The organism is Sphingomonas sp. PAMC26645 (assembly GCF_004795835.1).
Classification (GTDB): Bacteria; Pseudomonadota; Alphaproteobacteria; order Sphingomonadales; family Sphingomonadaceae; genus Sphingomonas.
The window spans coordinates 3,468,261-3,482,058 of the sequence record NZ_CP039249.1; the positions used below are offsets into that span (position 1 = coordinate 3,468,261).

The following is a 13,798-nucleotide window of genomic DNA, read 5'->3' on the forward strand; positions in this document are numbered from 1 at the left end:
AGGCCCTACATGGCACTCAACGAGGGAACGACACATGCCGCGCAAAATCGATCTGGAAGCACTCTGCAACGAGAAGGGCCTGCGCATTACCGAGCAGCGGCGCGTCATCGCGCGCGTGCTGTCCGAGGCCGACGATCATCCGGACGTCGAGAAGGTCTATGAGCGCGCGTCGCAGATCGACCCCGGCATCTCGATCGCGACGGTGTACCGCACGGTCCGCCTGTTCGAGGAAGCCGGCATCCTCGACCGCCACGATTTCGGCGACGGTCGTGCCCGCTACGAGCCTGCACCCGAGGCGCATCATGATCACTTGATCGACGTCGAGAGCGGCAAGGTGATCGAATTCGTCGATCCCGAACTCGAGCAGTTGCAGAAGGCGATCGCGGAGAAGTTGGGCTTCCGGCTGGTCGATCACCGCATGGAACTCTACGGCGTCGCGCTCACCCGCAAGGACTGACGCGATCGGCCGAATCCGCTTTGGCGCGCGGTTGGCGGCGCTGTTGCTAGCGCTGGTCCTGGCGCTGCCATTGCACGGTATGTGGCGACTGTTCGGCCGCAAATCGCCGTGGCCGCCACGGTTCCTGGGGCTGGTCTCGCGCATAGTCGGCGCCCGCCCCCGCGTCGTCGGCACGCCGCTTCGCCATGACGTCGTCTTCGTTTCGAACCATCTGAGCTGGATCGACATCCTCCTCCTGTCCGGCGCGACCGGCACTGCGTTCGTCGCGAAATCCGAACTCCGCAGCGCCCCGCTGGTCGGCTGGCTCTGCACGCTGAACCACACGATCTTCGTCTCGCGTGCCGACCGCATGGCGGTGACCGCCCAGATCGCCCAGATCCGCGACGCGTTGGCGGCAGACTGGCCCGTAACTCTCTTCCCCGAAGGCACGACCGGAGACGGCACCATTCTCCTCCCCTTCAAGGCCGCATTGCTATCGGCCCTCGACCCGCCCCCACCCGGCGTCCGCGTGCAACCCGTCCGCATCGACTATGGCGCGGCCACCGACGAACTCGCCTGGGTCGGCGACGAGCCCGGCCAACACCACGCAGCCCGCGTCCTGATGCGCCGGGGTACGTTCGTCGCGACGCTGCACTTCGCCGACCCCTTCGACCCAGCAGAATACGGCGACCGAAAAGCCATAGCCGCCGAAGCCCGCCGCCGCATGGAAGCGCTGTAAGCCACGTCCAAAGAGTGTTCCCCCGCGAAGGCGGGGGCCCAGTCTGGACTCCCGCCTTCGCGGGAGAACAAGGGGGCGCCACCGCATTTCAACAGAGGAACACCACCCCGGCGAAGGCCGGGGCCCAGTTGGAAAGGTCACCGTAACAACATTCAGTGCTAAGTTGGCGACGTCCCCCAACTGGGCCCCGGCCTCCGCCGGGGTGGCGCGCCTTTAAGCGTTGGCGCCGTGTGACAGGCAGGAGCAACGCCCCCTCCCCCCGCGCGCGGAAATTTGGTAGGACGCGGCTATGTCTCCCCCCAAAACCTTCCACGTAAAATCCTTCGGCTGCCAGATGAACGTCTACGACGGCGAGCGCATGGCCGAACTGATGGCCGCCCAGGGCCTCACCCAGGCCGACGCGGTCGACGCCGACGTAGTCGTCCTGAACACCTGCCACATCCGCGAACGCGCCACCGAAAAGGTCTATTCGGACATCGGCCGCCTCCGGAAGGACCAGCGCCGCAAGTCCGGCAAGACCCCCATGATCGCCGTCGCCGGCTGCGTCGCGCAGGCCGAGGGCGAGGAGATCTTCACCCGAGCCAAGGTCGATATCGTCGTCGGCCCGCAAGCCTATCACAACCTCCCCGAGCTCGTCGCGAAGGCCGCCGCGGGTACGCCCTCGCTCGACACCGACATGCCGCTGCTGTCGAAGTTCGGCGCGCTCCCCGCTCGCCGAAAGGTCGCCCCCTCGGCATTCCTCACCGTGCAGGAAGGCTGCGACAAATTCTGTACCTACTGCGTCGTCCCCTACACGAGAGGCGCAGAAATCAGCCGACCGTTCGCCGCCATCGTCGACGAAGCCAAGGCGCTGGTCGACGCCGGCGCGCGCGAGATCACGCTGCTCGGCCAGAACGTCAACGCGTGGTCGGAAAACGAGCATGGCCTGCACGACCTGATCCGCGACCTCGACCACATCCCCGGTCTCGCGCGCATCCGCTACACCACCAGCCACCCCAACGACATGACCCAAGGCCTGATCGACGCCCACCGCGACATCGAGAGCCTGATGCCGTTCCTCCATTTGCCCGTGCAGGCCGGCAGCGACCGTGTCTTGAAGGCGATGAACCGCAGCCACACCCGCGACTCCTACCTCCGCCTGCTCGACCGCGTCCGCGCCGTTCGCCCCGACATCGCACTCTCGGGCGACTTCATCGTCGGCTTCCCCGGCGAGACCGATGCCGAGTTCGAGGACACGCTGAGCCTGGTCGATGCGGTAGGCTATGCGCAGGCGTACAGCTTCAAATACAGCCCCCGCCCCGGCACGCCTGCCGCCTCGATCGTCGAGCAGGTCCCGGAATCGGTCATGGACGAACGCCTCCAGCGCCTCCAGGCCGCGCTCAACCGCGACCAGCACGCCTTCAACGCCGCCACCGTCGGGCGGAAGTGCACGGTCCTGCTCGAACGTGCGGGGAAGCTCCCGGGCCAGCTGATCGGCAAGTCCCCCTGGCTGCAATCGGTCCACTTGATCGGCGATCACGCAATTGGCGACTTGGTGGGAGTCACGCTGGCGGCGGCAGGTCCCAACTCCCTGACCGGTATCGAACGGATCGCCGAAGCCGCCTGAACCCCGATCTGATCCTCCCCCGCCAGGGGGAGGTGGCAGGCACTTGCCTGACGGAGGGGGAGGTAAGCGCCAACGCATGGATCCGTGTCCTCCCCCTCCGTCACCTGCGGCGACACCTCCCCCTGGCGGGGGAGGATCGCAACGGCGTCCCTGAGGCGTCAGAACGATACGCGCGGCTCTCGAAACCACCCCCCGCGATTTCGCTGTCCTACATCCGGATCGCCTGTCACACTCACCCCCGATGCAGCTTCGCCCACGCGACTCGAACCATCTCTCGGCCAGCGCTCCCGCGCGGCTTGAACGCGTCGCTTGGCGTGCTCATCTTCCTTTCAAAGGTTACGGTTCGACGCTTCTAGGCGTAACCTTTGACACCCTGAAAGGACCGTATGAGCCGTAAACCCGTTCCCGCCCAGTCCGGTGACCGCGCCCGAGTCGAGCTGCTGTTCGACAAGCCCCAATTGCTCGTCCGGCTCTTCGGCCAGTACGACCAGAATCTGGTAGCGCTCGAAAACCGGCTCGGCGTCTACATCACCGCACGAGGGAACAAGATCGGCCTGGAGGGCACCGCCGAACAGGTCGCCAAGGCCCGCGACGTGCTCCACGATCTCTACGCCCGTATCCAGCGCGGCGAGGACGTCGATGCCGGCCTGGTCGACGCGTCGATAGCGATGGCGGACGAACCCGTTCTCGAAGGCATCATCCGCGCCGATGCGGGTGGCGGCGGTGCGCCGCCGATTATGATCCGCACCCGGAAAAAGACTATCGTGCCGCGCACGCCGGCGCAGGCGCACTATATGCGCGAGCTCGCCAACAACGACATGATCTTCGCGCTCGGGCCGGCAGGTACGGGCAAGACTTACGTCGCGGTCGCGCAAGCCGTGCAGCAGCTCATCAACGGCAGCGTCCAGCGTCTCATCCTGTCACGTCCCGCAGTCGAAGCCGGCGAACGCCTCGGCTTCCTCCCCGGCGACATGAAGGAGAAGGTCGATCCGTATCTCCGCCCGCTCTACGATGCGCTCTACGACTGCCTCCCCGCCGAGCAGGTCGAACGCCGCATCGCGAGCGGCGAGATCGAGGTCGCCCCGATCGCCTTCATGCGCGGCCGCACGCTTGCGGATGCCTTCGTCATCCTCGACGAAGCGCAGAACACGACGCCTGCGCAGATGAAGATGTTCCTCACCCGCTTCGGCCAGAACAGCCGCATGGTGATCTGCGGCGATCCCAAGCAGGTCGACATCCCCGGCGGTGTCGCAGCGTCCGGCTTGGCAGATGCAGTCCGGCGGCTCGAAGGCGTCGAGAGCATTTCGATGTGCCGCTTCACCGTCGGCGACGTCGTCCGCCACCCGATCGTCGGCCGCGTCGTCGAGGCATACGAAGGAACCGATGGTTGATGCTCGGGATATCCCGGAGTATCTTCGGGATATCCCAGGAGGATGACGATGGCCTCTCTCTACATCAAGGACAACGAAACCGCCGAACTCGCCGCTGAGCTTGCGGCGCGTCTGGGTGTCACCAAGACCGAGGTCGTTCGTGATCTGCTGCGTCGCCATAAGGCAGAGTTGACGCCGTCGGTTTCGGTGCCGAGCATGCGCGAACGCCTGGATGCATGGCGCAAGGCTCACCCTCTAGGTGAGCCGACTGGCCTTAAAGCCGATAAGGCCTTTTTCGACGAATTATGGGGCGAGGAACCGGATTGACCCTGTTCGTCGATGCATCCGCGCTTGTAGCGATGATTACAGGTGAATCGGAGCGCGACGCTTTCATCACCCGTGTCGAACATGACGGAAATGCCTTGTGGTCGGCGATGTCATGCTGGGAGACGGTGTCCGCTCTTCGTAGCTCCTATCGGTTTGATATCGATGAGGCTCGCGGTGAAGTGGAAAACACTGCTCGGGTGTTGGCTCTTCGCCTTATCGCAATTGGAGAGAGCGAATTATCTACGGCCCTCGACGCCTATCAAATCTACGGCAAGGGCCGCCACCCCGCCAAGCTCAACATGGGCGATTGTTTTGCCTATGCGTGTGCGAAAACCCATGGCGCGGAACTTCTCTACAAGGGTAATGATTTCGCCCTGACCGATCTCGCCTGAAGGACCTGCATGCTCGAAATCGCACTTTCCTCCGACGCCCCTTGGCCTGAGCAGGATTGGGACGCCCTCGCCCTGCGTGCGGCAACGGCAGCGATCCAGCGGACCCCGCACGGCGAGCTGCTGACCAGCGCCGCGACGGTCGAGATCTCGATCCGCCTCGCCTCCGACGAGGAGGTCCACACCCTTAACAAGCAGTACCGCCAGAAGGACAAGCCGACCAACGTCCTGTCCTTCCCGATGGTTCAGCCCGACCTGCTCGCCACGGTCAGCCAGAATTCGGACGATGGCGAAGTGCTGCTCGGCGACATCATCCTCGCGCACGGCGTCTGCGTCGCGGAAGCGGCCGAGCGCGGTATCTCGGTCGAGGATCATGCGATGCATCTGATGGTGCACGGCACGCTGCATCTGCTAGGCTATGACCATATCGACGACGACGAGGCCGAGGGCATGGAGCAGATCGAACGCGACACGCTCGCCGCCTTGGGCCTCCACGACCCTTACCTGATAACAGAGGACTGACGACCACGATGGCCGATGGCCCCAATGCCGGTAACGGCGATAGTAGCGACAGTATCTGGCGCGGGCTCAAGGGCCTGATCTTCGGTGCTCAAGACGAATCCCTTCGCGACCAGCTCGAGGATGCGATCGACCGGCACGAGGGCGATCCCGCCCCCGATGCAAAGGGCGATCTCACCCCGCTCGAGCGCCAGATGGTCCGCAACCTGCTGCATTTCAGCGAGCGCGACGCGGGCGACGTCGGCGTGCCGCGTGCGGACATCATCGCGGTCGAGGAAGACACGCCGTTCGCCGATCTCGTCAAGCTGTTCGCCGAAGCGGGCCATAGCCGCCTGCCGGTCTACCGCGACAACCTCGATACGATCATCGGCATGGTCCACATCAAGGACGTCTTCAACATCCTCGCGACCGGCGCCGAGCATCCGACGTCGATCGCCGGGCTGATCCGTGAGCCGCTCTACGCGCCAATGTCGCGCGGGGCGCTCGATCTGCTCGCGGACATGCGGCAGAAGCACGTCCACCTGACGATCGTGCTCGACGAATATTCCGGCACCGAGGGCCTCGTGACGTTCGAGGACCTGATCGAGGAGATCGTCGGCGAAGTCGAGGACGAGCATGACGAGGCGCCGCAGGTGCTGATGACGCCGATCGAAGACGGCGCCTGGGACGCGGATGCGCGCGCCGAACTCGAGGATGCCGCCGAACTGATCGATCCGCGTCTGGCGGAGGTCGACGGCGATATCGACACGCTGGGCGGGCTGGCGGCGCTGCTCGCGGGGCATGTCCCGCAGATCGGCGAATGCGTCGACCATCCGAGCGGGTGGAAGCTTGAGATCATCGACGCCGACGAACGCCGTATCAACCGGTTGCGCCTGCATCCGCCGGTGGTGCCGGTCGAGGACGACGACTGACACAGCCTGCGCAATGGATCGACGGGCCTTTTGCCCATGATCCATTGCCCCGGCCCTGCCGCCGTTCTAACTTCCCTTCATGCGCAAACATATCCTCATCGTCCTTGGGCTGATCCTGCTCGTGATCGCCGCGGGCGTCACCTATCTCGCCTGGCCCGACACGGCGGAATTGTCGGTCGACCAGGTCGCCGGCAAGCTGCCCAAGATTACCGATCCGCGCATCCAGACGATCCCGACCGTCAAGGTCGCGAAGGTCGTCGGCTGGCAGAACGGCGCGATGCCGACGCCTGCCGCGGGCCTCAAGGTCCAGCCGTTCGCGACCGGGCTCGACCACCCGCGCTGGATGTACCGCCTCCCCAACGGCGACGTACTGGTTGCCGAGACGAACTCGCCCCCGCGCGAGGGCGGCGGGATCACCGGCTGGGTGATGAAGACCCTTATGGGCCGCGCCGGCGCCGGCACGCCGTCGGCCAACCGCATCACGCTGCTTCGCGACGCGAACGGCGACGGCGTGGCTGAGACCAAGTCGGTGTTCATGACCGGTCTCAACTCGCCGTTCGGCATGACGCTGCTCGACGGCCAACTATACATCGGCAACACCGACGCGCTCGTCCGCGTGCCGTACACCGATGGCGCGACCAAGATCACCGCCAAGCCGGAGCTCGTTATCAAGCTCAACCCCGGCGGCAATCACTGGGCGCGCAACGTCATTGCCGCCGCGGACGGCAAGACGCTTTACGTCGGCGTCGGGTCGTCGTCGAACATCGCCGAGAACGGCATGGACGCCGAGAAATACCGCGCCAACATCCTGCAGGTCTGGCCAAAGGACAAGAACTGGCGGATCTACGCGGCCGGCCTGCGCAACCCCAACGGCATGGCGATCAACCCCAAGTCCGGCGGCCTGTGGACCGTCGTCAACGAGCGCGACATGCTCGGCTCCGATCTCGCGCCGGACTATCTGACGCAGGTCGAGTTCGGCGATCATTTCGGCTGGCCCTGGTATTATTGGGGCGGCTATCCCGACAGCCGCGTCGAACCAAAGAATCTTGCGCTACAGCAATACGCCAAGCGCCCCGACTACGCACTCGGACCGCACGTCGCAGCCCTCGGCCTGACCTTCTCGGCGGACGCGAAGCTCGGCGCGAAGTTCGCCAACGGCGCGTTCGTGGGCGAGCACGGCTCGTGGAACCGCAAGCCGGTGTCGGGGTACAAGGTCGTCTACGTGCCCTTCGGCGACACCGGCTTCCCGGCGGCGAACGCGAAGCCGGTCGATGTGCTCGGCGGGTTCCTGAACAAGGACGGCGATGCGCAGGGTCGCCCGGTCGGCGTCGTCACCGACAAGACCGGTGGGTTGCTGGTAGCGGACGACGTCGGCAACGCGATCTGGCGGGTCACCGCCGGGGGCTGATGCGAATGGGGCGGGCAAAGGTTTCGCCCCTTTTCCCGTCACCCCGGACGCGTTCCGGGGTCCACCGTTCCGCGCACGCGAACCCATGTAGCTTGCCGAACCGTGGATGCCTGACCAAGCCCGGCACGACGGATATCGCCGGTCGTTAACGAGCGGCGATGTGTTGACCTGATTTTGTTCAATCCGTCATCATCTGATGCACCCGCTCACGCCGCCAAAATCCCCCGGGCCTCGTCCAGGTCATCCTCGTCGACCATCACACGGACCGGAATCAACAACCAGCTCCCCTCCAGGATCGACATCCCGCCATCGAACGCAACCGCCGGAATGCCTTCGCTCTCCAGCCGCCCGACGATGATATGCGCCTCGTTCCGGCCGTACCGCCCGAGTTCGACCAGGCTCATGCGCCGACGCGCTCCGGCAGGATAGTGCCGAGCCGCACCGGCAACCCGTCGATGCTCTCGGTCGGCCCGCCCAGTTGCTCGATCCGCTCGGCGTCGGTCTGCTTCGCGTGATACTTCGACAAGGTCTGCCGCTCGCGGTCCAGCGTCATGAACGGCACGCCCCAGCCGCAACTCGTCTGCACCTCGTCGACCGCGATCACGAAGATCTGCCGCGTGCCCGGCAACGGCGTGAACTGCGCGTAAAGGTCAGCCCAGCCATCATCCTGCGGCAACACCGCACGGCCTTTGCCGTAAATGCGGAAAATCAGCGCCGGTTGGTCGAACGCGCAGAACATGATCGTGATGCGACCATCGACGCCCAGATGCGCGTTCGTCTCGTTCCCCGACCCACCGACATCGAGATACGCGACCGTCTTCGGATCGAGTACGCGAAAACTGTCCATGCCCTTCGGACTGAGATTGATCCGCGCGCCTTCCGCGGCTGTCGCAACGAAGAACACCGGTTGCCGCATCACGAACGCGCGATGATCGTCGGTGAGCGCGGGGAAGAAGTCCATCGTTCGTCTCCGAATTGACGCGCGTCGTCAACGCGCATACTTTGTGCGCATGAAACATGATCCTATCGCTACCGGCAAGCGCAAATCGGTAAATATGTCCGTTGACACCGGCATTGTCGCAGCTGCCAAGGAAGCGGGCGTCAACCTGTCGCGCGTCACGGAAGCCGCACTTCGCGGCGCAATCAAGACCGAGCGCGAACGACGCTGGAAGCAAGAGAATCGACAGTGGATCGAAGCACAGAATCGATGGATCGATGAGAACGGAATTCCGCTTTCCGGCCTTGAGCCGCTCTGAATGGCGCAATTCGACGTCCATTCGATCGACGGACACGGGCTTGTCGTGAATTGCCAAAGCGATCTTTTGAGCGACTTGCGCTCGCGGGTCGTTGCCCCATTACGCCAGCCTGACGAACCGTCGGTTTCGCAGTCCAGGCTCAATCCACTCGTGACAGTGCATCAGACGGAATATCGGGTCGCCGTCCAGTTTCTACGCGCCGTCGACAGCCGGCAACTCGGTGAAAAGATCGGTTCGCTTGCCGACTACGAATATGATCTGACGGCTGCAATCGACATGGTCGTTGGCGGACTTTAAGCCGCCGTCCCACCGACTGTAAGCCCATCGACCAGCAACGTCGGCTGCCCGACGCCAGCCGGCACCGACTGCCCGCCCTTGCCGCAAATCCCGATGCCCTCGTCGAGCGCGAAGTCGTTGCCGATGCCGCGCACCTTGGTCAGCGAACTCGGACCGTCGCCGATCAGCGTCGCGCCCTTGATCGGTGCGCCCAGCTTGCCGTCCTCGATCAGATACGCCTCGGTGCAGCTGAACACGAACTTGCCCGACACGATATCGACCTGCCCGCCACCGAACGCCTTTGCGAAGATGCCCTTCTTCACGCGCGACAAAAGCTCGGCCGGATCGTCGTTGCCGGCCTTCATGAAGGTGTTGGTCATCCGTGGCATCGGCGCGTGTGCATAACTCTCGCGCCGCCCGTTGCCGGTGGCCTCGACGCCCATCAGCCGCGCGTTGAGCCGGTCCTGCATATAGCCCTTGAGGATGCCGTCCTCGATCAGCACGGTCTCGCGCGTCGGCGTGCCCTCGTCGTCGATTGTCAGCGACCCGCGGCGATCTTGAAGCGAGCCGTCGTCTACCACCGTCACGCCTTCGGCCGCCACACGCTCGCCGATCCGGCCGGAGAATGCCGACGTGCCCTTGCGGTTGAAATCGCCCTCGAGGCCGTGACCGATCGCCTCATGCAGCAGAATGCCGGGCCAGCCATTGCCGAGCAACACGGTCATCTCGCCCGCCGGTGCCGCGATCGAGTCGAGGTTGACCAGCGCCTGCGACAACGCCTCGTCGATCGCGCGGTTGTACGTCGCAGGCTCGAACAGGTCGTTGTAGAGATAGCGGCCTCCGATCCCGTAGCTGCCCGTCTCGCGGCGCCCGTTCTGCTCGGCGACGATCGACACGTTGAGCCGGACCAGCGGCCGGACATCGGTCGCAACGAAGCCGTCCGCGCGGACGATCTCAACGACGGACCACGTTCCCGACAGGCTGACAGATACCTGCGCGACGCGAGGATCGCGCGCGCGCGCGGCGGCATCGATCGTCTGGCACAGGTTCACCTTGTCAGCGAACGGCACGAGGTCGAGCGGATCGGCAGCGGTGTAGCGACGCTGGTTCGTGCCCTGCGGCGGGCCGGCCTTCTCGGCCACACCGGGTTCGATCAGTGCCATCGTCTCTGCGGCGCGACGGATCGCGGCGGGGGTCATCTCGTTCGAATGCGCGAACGCGGTCATTTCGCCCGACACCGCGCGCAGGCCGAACCCAGAGCTGGTGTCGTAGGAGGCGGTCTTCAGCCGACCATCGTCGAAGCCGAACGCCTCGGCCTTGCGGTACTGGAGATACAGCTCGCCGTCATCGGCCTTGCCGAGCGCCTTTGCGGTCAGCGCCTGCGCCTGTTCGGGGTCCAGGGTATCGCGGTAGAGGAACGAACGGGGGTCTGCTGCTATCGTCATCCGATAGATATAAGAGGCTTAGCGCCCTGCGCCATCCCCGTGATCGCGCAAAGTCGCCTGGTCCGCGCCATCGGCGGCGCCGCCGACCAGGATGAAGCGGCGGTCGCAATAGCCGCAATCGACGTATCCCGTCTCGTCGATCTGCAACCAGACGCGCGGGTGGCCGAGCGCTGCGCCGCCGGGAATGTCGGTGGCGCCGTCGCAGGCGACGCGGGCGTGGGTGACGCGGGTGGTTTCGAGCGGCGGATGCATGCAGGGGCGATAGCAAGCGCGGGCGAGCCGGGCAATTGGTTCTTCCGCGCAGGCGAGAAGGAAGAATGGGTTCACGCGGAGACGCGGAGACGCGGAGGTGTTGCTTCCAGCCTGTCGGTCGGGAGACCGCATGATCTGTTCCGTAGGTAGATGATTGAACGATCGCTACGCGACAAAGGCAACACCTCCGCGTCTCCGCGCCTCCGCGTGAACAAAACTCCTTTGCAACGCCCGAGGGGATGACCAGCCCCGCCGGCCCCGCTATGCCGCGGCCATGACCGAAGCTGCGATCGCAATCAAAAACCTCAGCAAGACCTACGCGCCCGTCGGCACCGCGCCGCCCAAGCGCGCGCTAGACGACGTGACGTTCGACGTCCCTCGGGGCCAGATCTTCGGTCTGCTCGGCCCCAACGGCGCAGGCAAGTCGACGCTCATCAATATCCTCGCCGGGCTGGTCAACAAGACCGACGGCAGCGCCGCGATCTGGGGGTTCGACATCGACGAGCACCCGCGCAACGCCAAGGCGTCGATCGGGATCGTCAACCAGGAGATCCTGTTCGACCCGTTCTTCTCGCCGTTCGAGACGCTCGAGATCCAGGCCGGCCTCTACGGCGTCCCCAAGGCAAAGCGCCGCACCATGGAGTTGCTCCGCGCGGTCCATCTCGAGGACAAGGCGCACGCCTACGCCCGCACGCTGTCGGGCGGCATGAAGCGTCGCCTGATGGTGGCGAAAGCGATGGTCCACTCGCCCCCCGTCCTCGTCCTCGACGAGCCGACCGCAGGCGTCGACATCGAACTGCGCCAACAGCTCTGGACCTATGTCCGCAGCCTCAACCAGGCCGGCGTGACGGTCGTCCTCACCACGCATTATCTCGAGGAAGCCGAAGAACTCTGCGACCGCATCGCGATCATCAACAATGGCCGCCTCATCGCGAACGAACCGACGCGCGAACTGGTCGGCAAGGCGCAGGAGAAGATCGTCGCCGTCACCGTCGATCGCGACGTGACCGATATCCCCGCCAACGCCTGCTTCCAGAAGATCGCGCTCAAGGGCACGCGCACCCTCGAAATCACCTACAAGAAAGACCGCGTGAACGCCGGCGAAGTCCTCGCCGCGATCCAAGGCAGCGGCTTCGGCATCGTCGACGTCTCGACCAAGGAACCCGATCTCGAGGACGTCTTCCTCAGCCTGACTCGCGCCGCCAACGCATGACGAGCGACATCCTGATCGTCGGCTCGGGCGCCGCAGGTCTCACCGCGGCGCTCAACCTCGCCGACCGCTTTAAGGTCACGGTGTTAGCGAAGGGCGCGCTCAACGAAGGCTCGACCGCCTGGGCGCAGGGCGGGATCGCCGCGGTGCTCGAACCCGGCGACACGTTCGAGAACCATGTCGAGGACACGATGGTTGCCGGCGCCGGGCTCAACGACCGCGCGATCGTCGAGATGGTCGTCGAAGGCGCCCCCGCCGCGATCGAACGTCTCACGCATCTCGGCGTCCCGTTCGAGACCGAAGGCAACGCGCTGCACCTGACCCGCGAAGGCGGCCATTCGCATCGCCGCATCGTCCACGTTGCGGACGCCACCGGCTGGGCGGTACAGGAAGCGTTGCAGAAGGCTGCCGAAGCGCATCCGAACATCACCCTCGTCCCCGACCAGATCGCGATCGACCTCGCCACTGGCCGCCACGAGGAACGCTATTCGGGCTCCGGCAACGTCTGGGGCGTCTACGCGGTCGACCGCAAGACCGAGCGCGTCGCCCTCTACACCGCGCGCGCGACGATCCTCGCGACCGGCGGCGCGGGCAGGACGTACCTGTTCTCGACCGCCCCCCGCGGCGCGACCGGCGACGGCATCGCGATGGCATGGCGTGCCGGCGCGCGCGTCTCCAACATGGAGATGATGCAGTTCCACCCGACCTGCCTCTACAATCTGGAGGTCAAGAATTTCCTGATCACCGAGGCGGTACGCGGCGAAGGCGGGCGGTTGATCAATCCGTCGACCGGCAAGCGCTTCATGACGTATTACGATCCCGCGCGGATGGAACTCGCCCCCCGCGATATCGTCGCGCGCGCCATCGACGCCGAGATCAAGCGCTACGGGCTCGATTACGTCCATCTCGACATCAGCCACATGCCGCCCGAATTCATCCGACACCACTTCCCGAACATCCACGAGAAACTGCTCGGTCTCGGCATCGACATGACGACGCAGCCGATCCCGGTCGTCCCCGCCCAGCACTATACGTGCGGCGGCATCGTCATCGACGAACACGGCAAGACCGATCTTCCGGGCCTGTATGCGGCAGGCGAGTGCACCGAGTCCGGCCTGCACGGCGCCAACCGCCTCGCGTCCAACTCACTGCTCGAATGCTTCGTGTTCGGCGAAGCGGCGGCGGACAGCATCGCAGCGACGTGGGATACGCTCCCCCCGCCCCCGCCGATCCGCCCGTGGGACGAAAGCCGCGTCACCGATTCCGACGAAGAGGTCGTTATCAAGCAGACCTGGACCGAAATCCGCCGTTTCATGTGGAATTACGTCGGCATCGTCCGCACGACGAAGCGGCTCGAACGCGCCAAGCACCGCATCGAACTGCTCAACGACGAGGTCGCCGAATATTACCAGCATTTCCGCGTCACCCCCGACCTGATCGAACTGCGCAACCTGCTCCAGACCGCCGAACTGATCGTGCGTAGCGCGCTCCACCGGCATGAGAGCCGCGGACTGCATTTCACGCTCGATTACCCCGAGACGATGCCCGAGGCGGTCGATACGGTTCTCGTTCCATAGGATGATGGCGGCTCGGCGCATCGTCGGCGCGCTTCGTCGCAGCGACGTGCTGCCGCAGTTTCACGTGGCCGATCAAC

17 protein-coding genes are annotated in these 13,798 nt (G+C 65.1%); 13 read left to right on the forward strand and 4 right to left on the reverse strand.

From position 1 onward, the window contains the following. Nucleotides 1-34: 34 nt before the first annotated feature. From E5673_RS15930 to E5673_RS15970, 9 genes are all read left to right on the forward strand, one after another. The gene (locus E5673_RS15930; protein WP_056047123.1) at nt 35-457 is read left to right on the forward strand and encodes a Fur family transcriptional regulator; all 423 of its coding nucleotides are present in this window, start codon (nt 35-37) and stop codon (nt 455-457) included. A 43-nt stretch (nt 458-500) separates the two neighbouring features. Then, on the forward strand, nt 501-1,175 hold the full coding sequence (locus E5673_RS15935; RefSeq protein WP_247599429.1) for a lysophospholipid acyltransferase family protein: 675 nt from the start codon (nt 501-503) through the stop codon (nt 1,173-1,175). A 289-nt stretch (nt 1,176-1,464) separates the two neighbouring features. Then, nucleotides 1,465-2,781, forward strand: coding sequence for a tRNA (N6-isopentenyl adenosine(37)-C2)-methylthiotransferase MiaB (gene miaB / locus E5673_RS15940; protein WP_136190760.1), 1,317 nt, complete (start codon nt 1,465-1,467; stop codon nt 2,779-2,781). A gap of 386 nt (nt 2,782-3,167) precedes the next feature. After that, complete coding sequence (locus E5673_RS15945) at nt 3,168-4,172, forward strand: PhoH family protein (protein ID WP_056057614.1); 1,005 nt, start codon at nt 3,168-3,170, stop codon at nt 4,170-4,172. A gap of 48 nt (nt 4,173-4,220) precedes the next feature. Beyond that, the gene (locus tag E5673_RS15950) at nt 4,221-4,478 is read left to right on the forward strand and encodes a type II toxin-antitoxin system VapB family antitoxin (protein ID WP_136190761.1); all 258 of its coding nucleotides are present in this window, start codon (nt 4,221-4,223) and stop codon (nt 4,476-4,478) included. After that, on the forward strand, nt 4,475-4,870 hold the full coding sequence (locus E5673_RS15955; protein ID WP_136190762.1) for a type II toxin-antitoxin system VapC family toxin: 396 nt from the start codon (nt 4,475-4,477) through the stop codon (nt 4,868-4,870). The genes E5673_RS15950 and E5673_RS15955 overlap by 4 nt, the downstream gene beginning before the upstream one ends. Nucleotides 4,871-4,879: 9 nt before the next feature. Next, a complete protein-coding gene (gene ybeY, locus E5673_RS15960) occupies nt 4,880-5,389 on the forward strand; it encodes an rRNA maturation RNase YbeY (RefSeq protein ID WP_136190763.1) in 510 nt (169 codons plus the stop codon). 8 nt (nt 5,390-5,397) lie between these two features. Then, nucleotides 5,398-6,297, forward strand: coding sequence for a hemolysin family protein (locus E5673_RS15965; protein ID WP_136190764.1), 900 nt, complete (start codon nt 5,398-5,400; stop codon nt 6,295-6,297). A 79-nt stretch (nt 6,298-6,376) separates the two neighbouring features. Next, nucleotides 6,377-7,705 carry a sorbosone dehydrogenase family protein gene (locus E5673_RS15970; protein WP_136190765.1) on the forward strand — a complete coding sequence of 443 codons (1,329 nt, stop codon included), beginning with the start codon at nt 6,377-6,379 and terminating at the stop codon, nt 7,703-7,705. A 206-nt stretch (nt 7,706-7,911) separates the two neighbouring features. Here the strand turns inward: E5673_RS15970 and E5673_RS15975 are convergent, their stop codons facing one another. Further along, nucleotides 7,912-8,109, reverse strand: coding sequence for a DUF2007 domain-containing protein (locus E5673_RS15975; RefSeq protein WP_136190766.1), 198 nt, complete (start codon nt 8,107-8,109; stop codon nt 7,912-7,914). Then, complete coding sequence (locus tag E5673_RS15980) at nt 8,106-8,666, reverse strand: pyridoxamine 5'-phosphate oxidase family protein (protein WP_136190767.1); 561 nt, start codon at nt 8,664-8,666, stop codon at nt 8,106-8,108. The genes E5673_RS15975 and E5673_RS15980 overlap by 4 nt, the downstream gene beginning before the upstream one ends. Before the next feature lie 49 nt (nt 8,667-8,715). On the opposite strand from E5673_RS15980, the gene E5673_RS15985 reads away from it, so the two are divergent. Both E5673_RS15985 and E5673_RS15990 read left to right on the forward strand, forming a co-directional pair. Further along, nucleotides 8,716-8,961, forward strand: a complete 246-nt coding sequence (locus tag E5673_RS15985; RefSeq protein ID WP_136190768.1) for a type II toxin-antitoxin system CcdA family antitoxin — start codon at nt 8,716-8,718, stop codon at nt 8,959-8,961. Next, a complete protein-coding gene (locus E5673_RS15990) occupies nt 8,962-9,258 on the forward strand; it encodes a CcdB family protein (protein ID WP_136190769.1) in 297 nt (98 codons plus the stop codon). It abuts the gene before it with no gap. Here E5673_RS15990 and tldD read toward each other — a convergent pair. Both tldD and E5673_RS16000 read right to left on the reverse strand, forming a co-directional pair. After that, nucleotides 9,255-10,682 (reverse strand): metalloprotease TldD, encoded by a 1,428-nt coding sequence (gene tldD, locus E5673_RS15995; RefSeq protein WP_136190770.1) that lies wholly within the window; start codon nt 10,680-10,682, stop codon nt 9,255-9,257. The genes E5673_RS15990 and tldD overlap by 4 nt on opposite strands. An 18-nt stretch (nt 10,683-10,700) precedes the next feature. Next, on the reverse strand, nt 10,701-10,934 hold the full coding sequence (locus tag E5673_RS16000) for a zinc-finger domain-containing protein (RefSeq protein ID WP_093398825.1): 234 nt from the start codon (nt 10,932-10,934) through the stop codon (nt 10,701-10,703). 274 nt (nt 10,935-11,208) lie between these two features. On the opposite strand from E5673_RS16000, the gene E5673_RS16005 reads away from it, so the two are divergent. Further along, complete coding sequence (locus tag E5673_RS16005; protein ID WP_136190771.1) at nt 11,209-12,147, forward strand: ABC transporter ATP-binding protein; 939 nt, start codon at nt 11,209-11,211, stop codon at nt 12,145-12,147. Next, nucleotides 12,144-13,721 (forward strand): L-aspartate oxidase, encoded by a 1,578-nt coding sequence (nadB, locus tag E5673_RS16010; RefSeq protein ID WP_136190772.1) that lies wholly within the window; start codon nt 12,144-12,146, stop codon nt 13,719-13,721. The genes E5673_RS16005 and nadB overlap by 4 nt, the downstream gene beginning before the upstream one ends. Nucleotides 13,722-13,798 lie beyond the last annotated feature (77 nt).